The following is a 16928-nucleotide window of genomic DNA, read 5'->3' as shown; positions in this document are numbered from 1 at the left end:
CATGAAAACCAAAAACCTCGTGATGGCCCTCGTCGCCGCCGGCGTGCTGGGCGCCGCCGGCTACGGCCTCTACACCCTCGGCATGCGCCACGGAGCCGACATGCCGGCCACGCCTTCGAATCCCAGTGGCATGGCATCGCCGCAAGCGGCGACTCCCGCTGTTGCTGCGCCTGCCAATGAGTCGGGCGAGGACGCCACGCGGCGGCATATCGCGGCCGGCCTCAAGGCCGGCGACGTCGATCCCGCCAATGGCAAGAAGATCCTGTACTACAACGATCCCATGGTACCGGCGAACAAGTTCGACAAGCCGGGCAAGTCACCCTTCATGGACATGATGATGTCGCCGGTCTACGCCGACGGCGATGCGGACCAGGGCAAGGTCACCGTCAGCTCGCGCATCCAGCAGAACCTCGGCGTGCGAACCGCTGAAGTGACCGAAGGCACGCTGTCGCCGCAGCTGTCCGCTGTTGGCAGCATCGCTTTCAACGAGCGCGACCAGGCGATCGTGCAGGCGCGTGCCACCGGCTATGTCGAGCGCCTGCACGTGCGCGCCACGCTGGACCCGGTTGCCAAAGGGCAGCCCTTGGTCAGCCTTTATGTCCCGGACTGGATTGCTGCGCAGGAAGAGTTCCTGTCGGTACGGCGCATGAAAGGCACGGACCTGGGTGGACTCGTGGACGGTGCGCGCCAGCGCATGCGTCAGGTTGGCATGGACGATGCCCAGATCGCGCTGGTCGAGCGCAGCGGCCAGACCCAGCCGCGCATCACGCTGAGCGCGCCCCTCGGCGGAGTGGCGGTCGAAGTGCTGGCGCGCGAAGGCATGACGGTGGCGCCGGGTGCGACGCTGTTCCGCATCAACAGCCTTTCCACCGTATGGGCCAACGCCGAGGTGCCGGAGAGCCAGGCCGCGCTGCTGCGACCGGGCGCCAAGGTGCAGGCCAGAAGCCCGGCCGCGCCCGGCAGCAGCTTCGATGGCAAGGTGCAGGCGATCCTGCCCGAGGTGAACCCGAGCACGCGCACGCTGAAGGCGCGCATGGAGCTTGCCAACCCGGGCGGCCGGCTGGTGCCGGGCATGTTCGTGACGATGAACTTCGTGGACATGCGCCCCGACAAGACGCTGCTCGTGCCTACCGAGGCGGTGATCCAGACCGGCAAACGCACGGTCGTGATCGTGGCCGAAGACAACGGGCGCTTCCGTCCCGCCGAAGTCGATGCCGGTATCGAGAGCGGTGGCCAGACCGAGATCAAGCACGGCCTCTCGGCCGGCCAGCGCGTGGTCGTGTCGTCGCAATTCCTGATCGATTCGGAGGCCAGCCTCAAGGGCGTCGAAGCCCGCCTGAACAGCGCGCCGTCGGCGGTGGCAGCAGCTTCACCGCCGGTCCCGATGGCCGCCAGCGCGCCGCGGCATTCCGGTGAGGCCAAGGTCGTCGGCATCGGCAAGGACGCGCTGACCCTGTCGCACGGTGCGATCCCCACGCTGAAATGGGGCCCGATGACGATGGATTTCAAGCTGCCGCCTGACGGCTCGGCACCCAAGGTGCAGGTCGGCGACCGCGTGAGCTTCGAGTTCTTCATGGGCGCGGACGACCTGCCGCAACTCACTCGCGTCACGCCGATGGCGGCCGGAGGCAAGCCATGATCGCCAAGCTGATCCGCTGGTCCATCGCCAACCGCTTCCTCGTGCTGCTGGCCACCGTGGCGCTCAGCGCCTGGGGCATCTATGCGGTGCAACGCACACCGCTGGATGCGCTGCCCGACCTGTCGGACGTGCAGGTCATCATCCGCACCACCTATCCGGGTCAGGCGCCGCGCATCGTCGAGAACCAGGTCACGTACCCGCTGACCACGACGATGCTTTCGGTGCCGGGGGCCAAGGCGGTGCGCGGCTACTCGTTCTTTGGCGACTCCTTTGTCTACGTGCTGTTCGAGGACGGAACCGACCCATACTGGGCGCGCTCCCGGGTGCTCGAATACCTGAACCAGGTGCAGTCGAGATTGCCCGCCCAGGCCAAAGCCTCATTGGGTCCAGACGCGACCGGCGTCGGTTGGATCTACGAGTATGCGTTGATCGACCGCAGCGGCAAGATGGACATCTCGCAACTGCGCGCGCTGCAGGACTGGTTTCTCAAGTACGAGCTGAAGACCGTGCCCGACGTGGCCGAGGTCGCTTCCGTGGGCGGCATGGTGCGCCAGTACCAGATCGTGCTCGATCCGGACAAGCTTGCGGCCTACGGCATCCCGCACACCAAGGTCGTGGAGGCGATCCAGCGCGCGAACCAGGAGACGGGCGGCTCGGTGCTCGAACTCGGCGAGGCCGAGTACATGGTGCGCGCCTCGGGCTACCTGGGGAGCCTGGAAGATTTTAGGAAGGTGCCGCTCATGACGACAGCCGCCGGCGTGTCGGTGCGTCTGGGCGACGTAGCGCGGGTGCAGATCGGTCCGGAAATGCGGCGCGGCATCGGCGAACTCAACGGCGAGGGAGAGGCCGTCGGCGGCGTGATCGTGATGCGCTCGGGAAAGAACGCGCTGCAGACCATTGCTGCGGTCAAGGGCAAGCTCCAGGGCCTGGCGTCCAGCCTGCCGCGAGGTGTGGAGATCGTGCCGGTCTACGACCGCTCGGGGCTGATCGAACGCGCAGTGGAGAACCTCACGCACAAGCTGATTGAGGAATTCATCGTCGTTGCGGTGGTCTGCTTCCTCTTCCTGTTCCACCTGCGCTCGGCGCTGGTCGCCATCATCTCGCTGCCCCTGGGCATCCTGGCGGCGTTCATCGTGATGCACTACCAGGGCGTCAACGCCAACATCATGTCGCTGGGGGGCATCGCGATCGCCATCGGTGCGATGGTCGACGCGGCGGTGGTGATGATCGAGAACGCCCATAAGCATCTGGAGCATTGGGGCCATGAACACCCTGGCGAGACGCTTGAAGGGACGGCCCGATGGCACGTCATCGGCGAATCGGCGGCGGAGGTGGGGCCGGCGCTGTTTTTCTCGCTGCTGATCATCACGCTGTCCTTCGTGCCTGTGTTCACACTGGAAGCGCAGGAAGGACGCCTGTTCTCCCCGCTGGCGTTCACCAAGACCTACGCCATGGCGGCTGCGGCAGGCCTGTCGGTGACCCTGATCCCGGTGCTCATGGGCTACCTGGTCCGTGGCCGCATCCCCGACGAGAAGAACAATCCGCTCAATCGCCTGCTGATCGCGGTCTACCGGCCGCTGCTCGACAGGGTGTTGCGCGCCCCGAAGCTCACGCTCGTGGTGGCGCTCGTGGTGCTGGCTACCAGCTTGTGGCCGCTGCGGCACATCGGCGGCGAGTTCATGCCGCGGCTGGACGAAGGCGACCTGCTGTACATGCCTTCGGCACTGCCAGGACTGTCGGCAGGGAAAGCGGCCGAGTTGCTGCAGCAGACCGATCGCCTGATCAAGACGGTGCCGGAGGTCGCGAGCGTCTACGGCAAGGCGGGCCGCGCAGAGAGCGCGACCGACCCCGCGCCGCTGGAGATGTTCGAGACGACGATCCAATTCAAGCCGCGCGACCAGTGGCGCGCCGGCATGACGACCGACAAGCTGGTTGAGGAACTCGACCGCATCGTCAAGGTGCCGGGCCTGTCCAACATCTGGGTGCCGCCGATCCGCAATCGCATCGACATGCTGGCCACGGGCATCAAGAGTCCGGTGGGTGTCAAGGTGGCGGGCACGGACCTGGCGACCATCGACCGCCTCACTGGCGAGATCGAGCGCACGCTCAAGGACGTGCCGGGCGTGAGCAGCGCCCTGGCCGAGCGGCTCACCGGCGGACGCTATGTGGATGTGAACATCCGGCGCGACGACGCGGCGCGCTATGGGTTGAACATCGCCGACGTGCAGTCGGTGGTTTCATCCGCCGTGGGCGGCGAGAACATCGGCGAGACGGTGGAAGGCCTGCAGCGCTTCCCGATCAACCTGCGCTATCCGCGCGAGATGCGCGATTCGCTGGAAAAGCTGCGCGTCCTGCCCGTGCTGACAGGAAGCGGCCAGCGGCTGGTGCTCTCCGATGTGGCCGACATCCGCGTCGCCGACGGGCCGCCGATGCTGCGCAGCGAGAACGCGCGCCTGTCGGGCTGGGTGTATGTCGATATCCGGGATCGGGATCTGCGCTCCGCCGTGCAGGACATGCAGCAGGCCGTCGAAAAGCAAGTGAAGCTGCCGCCGGGCTACTCGATCTCCTGGTCGGGCCAGTTCGAGTTCCTGGAGCGCGCCACCGCCAAGCTCAAGGTGGTGGTGCCATTCACGCTGCTCATCATCTTCGTGCTGCTGTACCTGACCTTCGGCGCGTTCGGTGAGGCGCTGCTGATCATGGCGGCGCTGCCGTTCGCTCTGGTGGGCGGCATCTGGCTGCTGTATCTGCTGGGCTACAACCTGTCGATCGCGGGCGCCGTGGGCTTCATCGCGCTGGCCGGCGTGTCCGCCGAATTCGGCGTGATCATGCTGCTGTACCTCAAGAACGCCTGGCAAGAGCGTGCCGACCAGGGTAAGACCAGCGAGGCCGATCTGCTGGATGCCATTCGCGAAGGCGCCGTGCTGCGCGTGCGCCCCAAGGCGATGACGGTGGCCGTCATCCTGGCCGGCCTGCTGCCGATCATGTGGGGCACGGGAACAGGCTCGGAGGTGATGCAACGCATCGCCGCGCCGATGGTGGGCGGGATGGTCACGGCGCCGTTGCTCTCGATGTTCGTCATTCCCGCGGCCTACCTGTTGATGCGCCGGTCGCGCGAACGTAAGGCATCGCCGTGGATGTTCTGGAGGCGTCATCGTGCGGCCGCTTGAATGCTCCTCCGGTGGCTACCGCGCGTGGGGTGCGGCGGCGCTTTGCCTGTGCCTGTCACTGCTGCTGGGCACGGTGGCGCATGCTGCCGTTTCCGTCGCGGAGATTCAGCATGCCGGCCCGGTGATGACGGCGGCGGTCTCGCGCCCGCTGTCCAGCAGCGCCGGCGATTGTCAGACCTGCGCGGCTTGTGTCATCGCACCGGCTCCTGTTGCCCATGCCTTCACCGGCGAGGGCGAAGCGCGAGAACAAGCGCCGGCGGCCTGGCTCGCGCACGCGACGGCGGCGCCGATTCCAACCTGGTTCTTCGATGCTGGAGACGCACGGCTGCGATGGCCTGTGCGCGTTGCGTTCTGCCGGTGGCTGGATTGATCCGATGAGGCCCTCTCGAACTTTTGAATCCAGCCAACCTGAGGAAACCATCATGAAAACATCGTATCTCCCCCTCATTGCTGCCCTGACGCTGGGTGTCTCTCTGCCCGCGCTGGCCGGCCCCGACTTCCAGGCCATCGAGAAAGCACGTGCCGCCCGGCAAGCGGCCGGGGCTGCGCAAGCGGTCACCACCAGAGTCGACAGCGCCTCCGGCCAGCGGGTGAAATGTCTGCCTGCCCCATTGGTGCTGCCGCTGGATCATGGGCCGCGTGCTCAAACGACGCCCGGAGAAAACCGGATGCGAAAGGCACGCTACGAAGCCCAGGTCAAGGCATGCGCGAATCCCGAGTCGTGAGCGCCAGCGCATGACTCTCCAACGCGGGCCATCCCAAGTGACCGCGTTCCATCCGGGGCCTGCCAGAAGGCCGGCCCATTTTTAAAGCTCAGAAAAGGAAACTCATCATGAAACTCGTCTCAACCGCAACGCTGATCGCAGCCTTGTCTTTCTCCGCCATCACCTTCGCTCAATCCGGTGACATGGGCGGCATGAAGATGGAGGGCAAGGGCATGCAGAACTGCATGGATATGAAGGGAATGAAGGGCATGGACATGAAGGACATGGATGCCAAGAAGTGCCAGGACATGATGAAAGGCATGGACGCCAAAGGCACCGCCAAGTCCGCGGCCCATGAGGCCGATGCCGTGGTGAAGGAATTTGACGCGGTCCAGGGCAAGGTCACCCTTGCGCATGGCCCCGTCAAGAGCCTGGGGTGGCCCGCGATGACCATGGCGTTTGGCGTCAAGGACAAGGCCCTGTACGACAAACTCGCCGTGGGCGCGAAAGTCCACGTCGGGTTCAAGAAAGAGGGTGACGGCTACGTCGTGACCTCGGTCAAATAACGCGCCGCAGACGATGTGAGCCTGCGACTACGGTGAACGCGCACGCGTTTCGTAGTCGCATCCTTCCTGCAAATTGATCAAGGTGATCAGCATCGTCACCCAAGGCGTTTTTCTGTTTCACCGCAGATGCAGGGCGATCCCGGCCACTGGAGCATGGCCGGCCACGCTGTCGTGCTGCGCATTGAACCCCTGCGGGTTTCGCCCCATGCGGGCTCTCATCGCTGACACCTCCGGCCCAACTTGCTGACCAGGGCCTGCGCGCTGCGCTTGCCAAGACCGGGTGTAGCTGGATGGTGGGGTGTGGCGGCTTGCTGTCTCCCCATGGTGCCACGGCGTTCGCGCCGTAAAGGGCGGCGCGCCATGGGCGCTTGCGGCCTGCGGCCGTCGTGCCCCTTGACGGCTTGCGCTGCGCCGTGACCCGCAGGGGCTGGGCAATTCCGCCCGGCATCCTTTCAGGAGTTCAGCATGAACTACGCATTCATCACCGACGAGCAGCGTGCGCTGCTGCTGGCCAACGGCCGCGCATCCTTGGAGAACCCGGACTTCGATCCGGCGCCCGTAGTCAAGCTGTTCACGCCCGATGCGGGCGCGACCTGGCTGCTGACCGAGATTGATCCCGACGACCACGACCACGTCTTTGGTCTTTGCGACCTGGGCCTGGGGATGCCGGAAATCGGCTGGGTCAGCCTGGGCGAGCTGGCAGCGGTGCGCGGGCGGCTGGGGTTGCCGATCGAGCGTGACCTGTCTTTCCGCGCCGAGAAGCGGTTGAGCGCCTATGCGCGCGATGCGCGCTTGGCCGGGCGGATCGCTGTCTGACCTGGCCTTGGGAGCGCCGCAAGGCGCTCCTTGTGCTTTCTCGACCATCGAAGGAGATCAATGCCATGAGCAGCCATCACGACTACATCATCGAAATCACGGCGCAGCACGATGCGCTCAAGCCGTTCGCGCCGGAGAACGGCCAGCCCTTGCGCTTCAAGATCGGCGACGCGGTGATCTACACCAACGAGTACGGCGCACAGTTCCGGCGCCGCGTCACCGGGTTCTACCAGCCCACCGGGCTGTCGGGTCTGTACGCGCGCGGTGCGCGATACCTGCTGGACTCGTCATCGCCGTGGATGCCGGTTGCGGAATCCAGCCTGCGTCCTGACGACTCGGCATGATGCCTACGCGCCCCTGACGGGGCGCTGCGCGCTTCGCTTGCCTCCAGGGGAAAGCCCTGCGGGCTATCCCCGCCGCGCGATGCTTGGCACCCCTCAAAGACCGCCGAACCGGCTGCGCCGGATCGGCCAGACAACATCAGCCGCAGATCGACGATGCCTCGCGTTTGCTCATCCTGATCCAGTTGTTCATTCCACTTTGAAGGCTGGGCGTCCCCGGCCACCTGGGAGATAGCCGGTCGCGCTGTCGTGCGCGTGGCGCATCGAGCCGCCTGCGGCGTCTCGCCCCTTCGGGCTTCCATCGTTCCCTCGCTCCGCTCGGCTGACGCCTCCGGCCCGGCTTCCAGCTTCGGGCCTGCGCGCTTCGCTTGCCGTGCGGTCGGTGTGTAGGGACGGCCGTTGCCATGTCCAGCCGTCTTCCCTGACTTCATCACCTTCACCGCGACTGTAGCCCGCGGCTGTGTGCCGTCAAGGCGCGCAGGGCCGTGTCCTCGGCTGCGCCTGCGGGCCGCACCAACCCTGCGCTTGTCTCCTTGACGGCCCCCGTCCGCGCGCTCCTGACCGTCGCGGGCGATGAACTCAGGAAGGACGGTGGCAACAGGGCCAACCGGGTTCCTCGTGCCGACCGCACCGAACAGCCGAAAGGCTGGGCTCCGAATCTAGGAATCCGGTGTGCGGTTTTCTTCAACAGCCTTTTTGTTCAGGAGAACGACATGCTTGCAACCCGTTTCGCTTCCCACTCCCCGGCGCTGCGCAGCGGCTACCCGCTGTCCGATGACCAGATTCGCAGGGTGGCCCCGTCCATCTTCGCGGATGCACCGCATGAGAGCCGTTCCGAGCGGTACGCCTATATCCCCACCGCCGCCGTGCTGACCGAACTGCGCAAAGAGGGGTTTCAACCCTTCATGGTGACGCAGACCCGCGTGCGCGATGAAGGCAAGCGCGAGCACACGAAACACATGCTGCGCCTGCGCCATGCCAGCCAGATCAACGGCGCGGAAGCTAACGAAATCGTGCTGCTGAACTCCCATGACGGCACGAGCAGCTACCAGATGCTGGCCGGAATGTTCCGCTTCGTGTGCAGCAATGGGCTGGTGTGCGGTGACACCGTGGCCGATGTGCGCGTACCCCACAAAGGCAACGTGGCCGGGCACGTCATCGAAGGCGCTTATGAGGTGTTGAGCGGCTTCGAGCGGGTGAAGGAATCGCGCGACCTGATGCGCGGCATCACCTTGGACGATGGCGAATCGGAGGTGTTCGCCCGTGCTGCGCTGGCGTTGAAGTACGACGACCCGGACAAGCCAGCGCCTGTCACCGAATCGCAAATTCTGATGCCGCGCCGCTTCGACGACCGCCGCCCGGACTTGTGGAGCGTGTTCAACCGCACTCAAGAAAACCTCACCAAAGGCGGCCTGTCCGGGCGCAGCACCAACGGACGCAGGCAGCAGACCCGCCCCGTGCAGGGCATTGATTCCGACATTCGGCTGAACCGTGCCCTGTGGCTGCTGGCCGATGGTATGCGCCAGCTCAAGGCTTGAACCGTTCCCCCGCCGGAGGGGCGGTTCCCCTCCATTTCCTTGTTTCACTTATTGGAGATTCACCATGAACGCCGTTACCACTACCGAAGCCCGCGCCGTCCACACCGCAGCCAGCAGCGCAGCGAACGTGCTGCAAGCCGCCGACCCGAGCAAGCACATGATTCTGGTTCCGCTGTCGCGGCTGGTGCTGCGCCCCACGGGCCGCAATGTGCGCAAGACCCCGCGCATGTCCATCCCCGAACTGGCCGCGAGCATCCAGGGCGTTGGCCTGCTGCAAAACCTGATCGTGATTCCCGCCGCTGATGGCGAGCATTACGAGGTGGTGGCCGGTGGCCGACGCCTTGCAGCCCTCAAGCTGCTGGCGAAGAAACACCGCATCGCCAAGGATTGGGAGGTGCCTTGCCTGCAGGTGGCCGATGGCACGGCCCGCACGGCCAGCCTCACCGAAAACGTGCAGCGCGAAGCCATGCACCCCGCAGATCAGTTTGAAGCGTTTGCGGCATTGGTGGCCGAGGGCCGGCCCATCGAGGACATTGCGGCGGATTTCTCCGTCACGCCGCTGGTGGTGCAGCGCCGCTTGAAGCTGGCGAATGTCTCGCCCCGCCTGATGGCCGACTATCGCGCCGATGCCGTGACGCTGGATCAGTTGATGGCGCTGTCCATCACCGACGACCACGCCGCGCAGGAGGCCGCGTTCTATGATGCGCCACAGTGGCAGCGCAACCCGTCCAACTTGCGCGAGCGGCTGACCGAGCGCGAGATTGGGGCATCGCATCCGCTGGTGCGCTTTGTCGGGTTGGACACCTACGAGCAGGCAGGCGGAGGCATCCGCCGCGACCTGTTCGCGGAAGGCGATGCGGGCGTGTACCTCAACGATGCCGCTCTGCTGGAAACGCTGGTGCGCCAGAAGCTGGCGAGCATTGCCGACACAATCCGCACCGAGGGCTGGGCATGGGTGGATGCCACGCCGGGCGTGACCCATGCCGACCTGCACGCCTTTCAGCGTGCGCCGAGGGAGCGCCGCGCACCGGGCAAGCGCGACGCACAGCGCATCGAGAAGTTGCAGGCCAAGATGCAGGAAGTGGCCGAAGCCATTGATGCCGCGATGGACGCCGACGACGAGGACAAGGCCGAAGCCTTGCAGGAAGAAGGCGAGCGCCTGGGCGAGCAGTTGCAGGCATTGGAGGATGGCTTGCTGGACTATGCCGCGAGCGTGAAGGCCGCAGCCGGTGCCATCGTCACCATCGACCGCAACGGCGAAGCCGTCATTCATCGCGGGTTGCTGCGCGAAGCCGAGGCCAAGGCGCTGCGCACGCTGGAGAAGCTGCGCCAAGGTTTTAGCGGCGCGGAAATCGAAGGCGACGACGACGGCGAAGATGCCGACGAAGCACCCAAGGCCGCAGCCATGTCCGACCGGCTGGCCCAACGCTTGAGCGCCCACCGCACCGCCGCGCTGCAAACCGAAGTCGCCCGGCATCCGCAGGTGGCGCTGGCGGCGCTGGTGCATGGCATGGTGCAAACCATCTTGCAGGGCAGTCACTACGGCCACGATCTGCCGCTGGGGGTTCGCCTCACGGTGCAGGACAGGCTGGAAGGCATGGCCCCGGACTGGCCGGAATCGCCTGCTGCTGTGGCTCTGCACGAGGCGCAGCAGGCATGGGGCGAGAAGCTGCCCGAGGACAGCGCCGAACTGTTCGCTGCGCTGCTGGCGATGGAGCAAGGCGAACTGGTCAAGCTGCTGGCCGTGTGCGTGGCTTCGACGGTGGACGTGGTGACGCCGCGTGCCACGGTGCAGCAGCCGGGCGCGGAACTAGCGCAGGCCGTGGGGCTGGACATGGCCGCGTGGTGGCAGCCGACTGCCGAGGGGTATTTCCGGCATGTTCCAAAGGCCGTGATTCTGCGAGCCGTGGGCGAGTACGCGCCCGAGCACGTCACCCGGTTGGCAAAGCTGAAGAAAGCCGACATTGCCAGCGAAGCCGAACGACTGGCCGATGGTACGGGCTGGATGCCCGCCATCTTCAAGGCCATAGGCTCGCAGGGAGCTGCGCAGGAGGAAGGCCCGGAACAGGACGCCCCGGAGGATGCCGAGGTAATGGCGGATGAACCCGCCGAGGCGCTGGCTGCTTGACCCGCGCCAATGGCAATCGCCCCGGCCTTGACCGGGGCGCTTCGCTGGAAGGAGAACCGCCCCATGACCCGCACCACGACCAGCCGCCCGCGCATGGCGGCGATCTACGCGCCCGGCACGGTGCGCGCCCGCCGCTGGCGCGGCGATGGCGACGTGTGCGGCTACCTCCCGCCCTCGGGCTGGACGACGCGCGCCGACCTCGCCGACATTCACCCCATCACGGGACGCGCCTTGCCGCGCGCCGTGTGGTGGCTCATCAAAACGAAGGAATAACCGCGATCAGCACCGCGCCCAGGCCGTTCCGTCCTGGGCGCGGTAAAAGCCCAATCCGGGCGCGGCGGTGGCCGCGCCCGGTGTTGAAGGCCCAACAGCTCCATCAGAACGCCGCCGCCTTCGCTGGCACTCAGGCGGCGGCGTTGAAATTGCCGGGCGTCACGCCCGGCAACGCGCTGTCGGGTTTTCCGGCTGCGCCTCATGCCGTCTTTGCTGTTGTTATAATATAGCCCCCTAGACTATATTAATTGTCGGCTGTCATGTCCCATACCTCTCGCCAGAAAGACAAGCTGGTCGCCCGTGTTCGCCGCATCAAAGGGCAGTTGGAAGGCATCGAGCGCGCTTTGGAATCAGACGCGGCGTGCGTGGAAGTGCTACGCCAGATCGCGTCAGTGCGCGGCGCGGTCAATGGCCTGACCGCCGAGGTGATGGAAGACCATTTGCGCGAGCACGTCCTGGAAGTTGAAACGGACAAGGAGCGCCGCCAGGGCGGCGAGGAAATGGTCGAGGTCATCCGAGCCTACATGAAATAAACCCGCCGCCCGCCGGCGACCTTTTCCAGATGACAGGGACTCCCCGATGACAATGACCTATACCCCCTCGGCCTCAGGCCACGACCATTTCTTTCTCGGCAGCGACCACCAGCGCAATGAGCGCAAGGTGTGGCTGGTGATCGCTCTCACGGCCAGCATGATGCTGGTGGAAATCGTGGCCGGTTCGATCTACGGCTCCATGGCGCTGGTGGCCGATGGATGGCATATGTCCACCCATGCGGGCGCGATGCTGATTACCGCGCTGGCCTACCGCTTTGCGCGCCAGCATGTGGGCAATCCGCGCTTTACCTTCGGCACGGGCAAGCTCGGCGATCTGGCCGGCTTCGCCAGCGCGATCGTCCTGGCCTTGATTGCCCTGCTGATCGCTTGGGAAAGTCTGGTACGGCTCACCCAACCCATCCATATCGACTTTAACCAGGCGATCGCCGTGGCTGTCGTGGGCCTGGGCGTCAACCTGGTCTGCGCTTGGCTGCTGAAGGACGACCATGCGCATCACGGTCACAATCATGGACATCACCACCACGATCACGACCATCATGTGCCAGGCAAGAGCCGCGACAACAATCTGCGCGCCGCGTACATCCATGTGTTGGCCGATGCGCTGACATCCGTATTCGCCATCGTCGCGCTGCTGCTCGGCCGCAGCTACGGCTGGCTGTGGGCTGATCCGGTCATGGGTGTGGTGGGCGCGCTGGTGATTGCCCGCTGGTCATGGGGGCTGATCCGGGACTCCGGCAGCGTGTTGCTCGATGCGGCAGTCGAGGGCGAGGAAGTGCGGCAGGAGATTCGGGAGGCCGTGGAGCCGACGGGAAGCGAGGTTACAGATCTGCATGTCTGGCAGGTGGGGCCAGGGCATTTCGCGGCCATCGTCTCACTGGTGGCTCGGGAGCCCCAGGAGCCCGCGCACTACAAGGCACTGCTCGCGCATATTCACGAACTGTCGCATGTCACGATCGAAGTGCAGCGCGGGGCCGCATGAGCATCGGCGTCACCTTGAAGGCTTGGGCCAGGCGGATCAAGCGTGATGGCGTGACGCTGTGGTTTGCCGGCAAGCATCCCGGCACGCCTTGGTATGCCAAGGCGCTGGGGCTGTTCGTGGTGGCCTATGCGCTCAGTCCCATTGACCTGATTCCAGACTTCATTCCGGTGCTGGGTTATGTGGACGATGTGATCTTGTTGCCCGTGCTGATCTGGTTGACTGTGAAGCTGCTGCCATCCGATGTGCTGGCGCAATGCCGTATTCAGGCCGATGAATGGATGCTGGCGGAAGGCGCCAAGCCGCGGAGCCGGTTCGGGGCAGTGATGATCGTGGCGCTGTGGCTGGTGATGGGGGTGGCATTGTGGTTCTGGCTCATGCCGCATCTTTAGTTTTTCCTGAGGGCATATTGAATGGCATGGGCGTGTCGGCGCGAAGCGCCGCCGGGCTTTCGAGCTGCGTCCCGTGCTTCGTGCCGAATTACGGCCATTCGGCTTCAATCCCTCACGCCTTCGCGCCTGCGCTTGCCTCCTGAGGATCGGCGCAAGGCTCATCCCTGCCGCGCGGTGCTTGACGCCCGTCGAATACCGCCGAACCGGCAACGCCGGATCGGCCAAGCCGGCGCCCCCGCCGCGATGGGCGGGGAACTGGCGAATACGCTGGAGCTTGCTGCGGCAGGTTGTACGGATGCGTGCCGTCCCCGACGCTGACGGTTCCTGCCCATCACGTTACGAAGGACGGTTCACGGGCATCCCGCCCGGCATCGCTATGGAGCTTCCATGCCACGCCTCAAGACTGGCGCCGCAAGGTGTGACCGGGGCGTTCTCGCCCGTCATTGGGGTGTTGACCTGGCCCGCGTCTGGGAGCGAGCCAGTGCAGCGTTCGTGCGGGGATGCCGAGTCAGCCCTGTCTCCTTTCGAAGCGGTTCGGCCCAAGGCGTCCTTGTCTTGTTGTGAATCCTGGCGGTGGCACGGCTGCGCCTCGGGCTTTATGGCTGCAACCGTCCGGCGAAAACAATTTCCCCCTGCGCTGCGCGCATTCCTCGCGGGACAAATTCTTTTCGCCTCCCGGTTCTCCACTGCGTTGCGACCGCAAGCGGTGCAGCCAGCCCGTCTCCCGCCGGTCGGATCACAACAAGGACGCGATGGGCGCGAACCTTGTTCAATCGTAAGGAGATTCATCATGGCAACCATCGGCACCTTCACCGCGGACAAAGACGGCTTCACCGGCACGCTGCGCACCCTGACCCTCAACGTCAAGGCCAAGCTGGTTCCCAACGACAAGGGGGACAACGAACACGCCCCCGACTTCCGCGTGCAGGCGGCGGGCTTCGACATCGGCGCGGCGTGGAAGAAAGTCAGCAAGGCCGAACGGCCCTACGTGTCCGTGACCCTCGACGATCCTTCGTTCCCAGCAACGGTCTATGCCCGGCTGATCGAGGAAGAGGACGGCACGCACACGCTGATCTGGTCGCGCAGCAAGCCCCAGGCGGCCTGATGGCCGCCAGCGCCCCGCCCACGCGGCGGGGCGCCGTGCCGCTTTCGCAGAGCTGCATGGAAGCCTGGTCATTGCAGGAGCGTGGCCCATGTTGGGCCGCTTCTGTTGAGGCATGGGGCGAGTCTGCGGCTGCAAGAACGGCCGGGCGTGTCGGTGCCTTGCACCGCCGGGCTTAGCTGGCTGCGCCCCGTGCCGTCTTTGTCGTCACGGCCATTCGGCGCCAATCCCTCACGCCTTCGCGCCTGCGGCGCTGCGCGCGTCGCTTGCTCCAGGGGATCGGCGCAAGGCCCATCCCCGCCGCGCTGCACTTGGCGCCCCTTGAACACCGCCGAACCGGCTTGCGCCGGATCGGCCGGGCCAGCGCCTACGGCGGGGCCGCCGCTGCGAGCTGGCTTTCAGCCTCGCTCATTAGCACTGCCGTGCTGCATTCGAGCGCGCCAGCGATCTTGAAAATGATCGCCAGCGTGGGCATGTGCTCGCCGCGCTCGATCTTCCCCATGTGGGAACGCTCGATGCCGGCCTGGTGTGCCAGCGATTCCTGCGCGATGCCGCGCTCCATCCGCAGAGCACGCACCGCCGCGCCGAAGGCGTGGGCCAGCTCGGCGTCATGGGTGGTGGAGCCGGCCGGTCGGCCGCGCTGGACGGTTCGCTTCTGCATAGACAGAAGCGTCAATTCGCAGCACAATTAAAACCACGTTATCTTTAACTCATTCATTCCGAATCAATCCTTTTTCGTGCTTCTACGTCTTTACAGAAATACGCATTTGCGGTTTTTCACGGAAGCACAAAACCGAATCCGTGCATTTCCTCAAATCCGCCGATACGGCTTTACGCTTTCACGCTTCGGTGGATTTGTTCCAAGAAAGGGCTGCCCATGAACCGACTCATCACCGAGGACGAGCGCAGGCAGTTGCTGGCCCACGGCCAGAATCGCGCCGCTGGCGGCTCCATCGACCCGTTGCCCGTGGTGCGGTTGTTCACGCCGGACGCGCATCTCACTTGGCTGCTGGCCGCGCTCGATCCGGCCGATGGCGATACGGCCTTTGGCCTGATCGACCTGGGGCTGGGAATGCCCGAGCTGGGCACCGTGAAGCTGTCCGATCTGGAATCCATCGTCGGGCCACGCAAGCAGCCCGTGATGCGGGATCGGTATTTTCAGGCGGCACGCCCGCTGTCGGAATATCTGCGGCTGGCCCAGGAGAATGGTTCCATCCTCGATTGAACCGTTCGCACTGCGGCCAAGCGGGGCGTATTGGGACTATTTCAGTCTTATTCCAGACCTGTCCGGTCTGAATCCGCACTCTTGCATTCAACCCGTGCTGGTGTGACCCAATCAGTCACGATCTTTTATGCGGGTACGGGCACGGTGTTTTGTGCCGCATGACGTTGTCGGGTCGGGCGGTCGTCGCATTCGGACGGGATTCGCAATACACCGGAGCCAATCAGTCTTGACACCGCATGTTACATGCTTGAATTGATGCAGATGATGGTTTTGATCTGGATGCGATAGCTTCGTTTTGATCGGCCCGTGGCGACGTTCCTGCTGTTCGACAGGAGCTTTCGTCATGGTCAGCCCTCACCATTTCCCGCACTGGTATCCCACCGCCGCCTACCTCTACGTTCTGCGGCTCGATGCACTCGCACTGGCCTGTGAGTACCTGCGGCGCCATCCCGACTACCGGCTCGACTGGCTGCACCGTCATCGCCGGCCGCAGGCGGCACAGCACGCGGCGCATCGCTGGGGCTTACGCCTGCTGGAAGACCCAGCCTTGGATGCGCGCGACGCGCATCCGGCCTGGCTCCCCGGCCATGCCGGCGTGGTGCAGCTCTACCCCGATGCCGACCCACCGCAGAATGCCACCGCCTTCGCGTTCTGGCGCATCCCTGGTCACAAGCAATTGATCCACGATGGCAAGCGGCTGGTGCTGATCGCGCGCAGCCCTGGCCATTGCCTGCGCTTCGCGCTGGCACCCGGCCTGGAGGACGGCATGGCTGTCGCCTATGCCCATCACGGCGGTGCTGCCGCACCTGCACGCGGCCATGCGCCCGGTGCGGCGCTGGCCAATGCTCGGCCCCGGCCATCGCATTCGGCCTTGCTGGAACTGCACACCTTGCAGGCGCTCGACGCAACCCTGGCGGGTGCGTCCTTGCGCGATGTGGCCGAAGGCTTGTTCGGCGTGGATGCCGCAGCCGGTTGGTACAGCGACGGCGGCCTGCGCTCCAAGGTGCGCCGCCTGACGCGGCGCGGCGATGCGCTGATGCGCGGCGGCTATCGCCGCCTAGCACAGCTTGCGCCGCTTGAGAAGGGTCGTTTTGAAGGCCACGCAAAACGACCCTGAGCAAGAGAGCTTCATTTTCTGAGACTGCCTCCATCCGGTTGCGCTGTGTGGCCGGAGCCCTGCAACCGATGGAGGTTCTCACCATGCGTCCTGCTCCCTTGCGGCCTGCCGCCGCTCCCGCAACCACCTCGGCCGCTGTCGCGCAACCGCAGCGTTATCTCACCAACGACGAAGCCGCCGACTACCTGCGACTGTCACCGCGCACGCTGGAAAAGCAGCGCGTGCTGGGCGGCGGCCCCAAGTTCCGCAAATTCGGCCGCCGCGTCATGTACGCCGTGGCCGATCTCGATGCCTGGGCTTCCGAGCGCAGCTTCGAGAGCACATCCGATCCCGAGTACGCCGAGCAGCATTCGGCGGACAGCCGTGCGCGCTGACCGCTGGCGCGCGGGT

General features: G+C 65.4%; 18 protein-coding genes. 17 read left to right on the top strand and 1 reads right to left on the bottom strand.

The genetic code is table 11. The annotated features are described in order from the left end of the window. The first annotated feature begins 1 nt into the window (after position 1). From G4D77_RS11750 to G4D77_RS11685, 14 genes are all read left to right on the top strand, one after another. Positions 2-1639 carry an efflux RND transporter periplasmic adaptor subunit gene (locus G4D77_RS11750; RefSeq protein WP_012202406.1) on the top strand — a complete coding sequence of 546 codons (1638 nt, stop codon included), beginning with the start codon at positions 2-4 and terminating at the stop codon, positions 1637-1639. Further along, positions 1636-4806, top strand: a complete 3171-nt coding sequence (locus tag G4D77_RS11745) for an efflux RND transporter permease subunit (protein WP_012202405.1) — start codon at positions 1636-1638, stop codon at positions 4804-4806. Before G4D77_RS11750 ends, G4D77_RS11745 begins: the two co-directional genes overlap by 4 nt. After that, positions 4793-5176: a hypothetical protein gene (locus G4D77_RS11740; protein ID WP_059038862.1), complete on the top strand. Its 384-nt coding sequence runs from the start codon at positions 4793-4795 to the stop codon at positions 5174-5176. The genes G4D77_RS11745 and G4D77_RS11740 overlap by 14 nt, the downstream gene beginning before the upstream one ends. A gap of 52 nt (positions 5177-5228) precedes the next feature. Next, positions 5229-5531 carry a hypothetical protein gene (locus tag G4D77_RS11735; RefSeq protein ID WP_033945460.1) on the top strand — a complete coding sequence of 101 codons (303 nt, stop codon included), beginning with the start codon at positions 5229-5231 and terminating at the stop codon, positions 5529-5531. A gap of 107 nt (positions 5532-5638) precedes the next feature. Then, the gene (locus G4D77_RS11730) at positions 5639-6076 is read left to right on the top strand and encodes a copper-binding protein (protein WP_012202403.1); all 438 of its coding nucleotides are present in this window, start codon (positions 5639-5641) and stop codon (positions 6074-6076) included. 465 nt (positions 6077-6541) lie between these two features. After that, positions 6542-6892: a DUF2958 domain-containing protein gene (locus G4D77_RS11725; protein WP_012202402.1), complete on the top strand. Its 351-nt coding sequence runs from the start codon at positions 6542-6544 to the stop codon at positions 6890-6892. A 65-nt stretch (positions 6893-6957) separates the two neighbouring features. Continuing rightward, a complete protein-coding gene (locus tag G4D77_RS11720) occupies positions 6958-7236 on the top strand; it encodes a hypothetical protein (protein ID WP_012202401.1) in 279 nt (92 codons plus the stop codon). Between the two features lie 710 nt (positions 7237-7946). Next, complete coding sequence (locus tag G4D77_RS11715) at positions 7947-8771, top strand: DUF932 domain-containing protein (protein ID WP_012202400.1); 825 nt, start codon at positions 7947-7949, stop codon at positions 8769-8771. Positions 8772-8835: 64 nt separating this feature from the next. Further along, entirely contained in the window at positions 8836-10899 is a 2064-nt protein-coding gene (locus G4D77_RS11710) for a ParB/RepB/Spo0J family partition protein (RefSeq protein WP_012202399.1), read from the top strand. 63 nt (positions 10900-10962) lie between these two features. Continuing rightward, complete coding sequence (locus G4D77_RS11705) at positions 10963-11172, top strand: hypothetical protein (RefSeq protein ID WP_012202398.1); 210 nt, start codon at positions 10963-10965, stop codon at positions 11170-11172. Between the two features lie 260 nt (positions 11173-11432). Then, complete coding sequence (locus G4D77_RS11700; RefSeq protein WP_012202397.1) at positions 11433-11705, top strand: metal/formaldehyde-sensitive transcriptional repressor; 273 nt, start codon at positions 11433-11435, stop codon at positions 11703-11705. Between the two features lie 52 nt (positions 11706-11757). Then, positions 11758-12705, top strand: a complete 948-nt coding sequence (dmeF, locus tag G4D77_RS11695; RefSeq protein WP_017405395.1) for a CDF family Co(II)/Ni(II) efflux transporter DmeF — start codon at positions 11758-11760, stop codon at positions 12703-12705. Continuing rightward, positions 12702-13094, top strand: coding sequence for a YkvA family protein (locus tag G4D77_RS11690; protein ID WP_012202395.1), 393 nt, complete (start codon positions 12702-12704; stop codon positions 13092-13094). Before dmeF ends, G4D77_RS11690 begins: the two co-directional genes overlap by 4 nt. Positions 13095-13884: 790 nt before the next feature. After that, positions 13885-14199 carry a DUF736 domain-containing protein gene (locus G4D77_RS11685; protein ID WP_016451571.1) on the top strand — a complete coding sequence of 105 codons (315 nt, stop codon included), beginning with the start codon at positions 13885-13887 and terminating at the stop codon, positions 14197-14199. A 364-nt stretch (positions 14200-14563) separates the two neighbouring features. Here the strand turns inward: G4D77_RS11685 and G4D77_RS11680 are convergent, their stop codons facing one another. Beyond that, positions 14564-14857, bottom strand: a complete 294-nt coding sequence (locus G4D77_RS11680) for a helix-turn-helix domain-containing protein (protein ID WP_012202393.1) — start codon at positions 14855-14857, stop codon at positions 14564-14566. A 216-nt stretch (positions 14858-15073) separates the two neighbouring features. Between G4D77_RS11680 and G4D77_RS11675 the strand changes: the two genes are divergently transcribed. The 3 genes from G4D77_RS11675 to G4D77_RS11665 all read left to right on the top strand — a co-directional run bounded on the left by G4D77_RS11675 (position 15074) and on the right by G4D77_RS11665 (position 16912). Next, positions 15074-15421: a DUF2958 domain-containing protein gene (locus tag G4D77_RS11675; RefSeq protein ID WP_012202392.1), complete on the top strand. Its 348-nt coding sequence runs from the start codon at positions 15074-15076 to the stop codon at positions 15419-15421. Between the two features lie 343 nt (positions 15422-15764). Next, entirely contained in the window at positions 15765-16538 is a 774-nt protein-coding gene (locus G4D77_RS11670; protein ID WP_012202391.1) for a DUF2285 domain-containing protein, read from the top strand. An 83-nt stretch (positions 16539-16621) separates the two neighbouring features. Continuing rightward, on the top strand, positions 16622-16912 hold the full coding sequence (locus tag G4D77_RS11665; RefSeq protein ID WP_016451569.1) for a helix-turn-helix transcriptional regulator: 291 nt from the start codon (positions 16622-16624) through the stop codon (positions 16910-16912). Positions 16913-16928 lie beyond the last annotated feature (16 nt).

The organism is Delftia sp. WY8 (assembly GCF_018437695.1).
In the GTDB taxonomy this organism is placed as follows: Bacteria; Pseudomonadota; Gammaproteobacteria; order Burkholderiales; family Burkholderiaceae_C; genus Comamonas; species Comamonas tsuruhatensis.
This window is presented reverse-complemented; position numbering and strand designations above follow the sequence as displayed.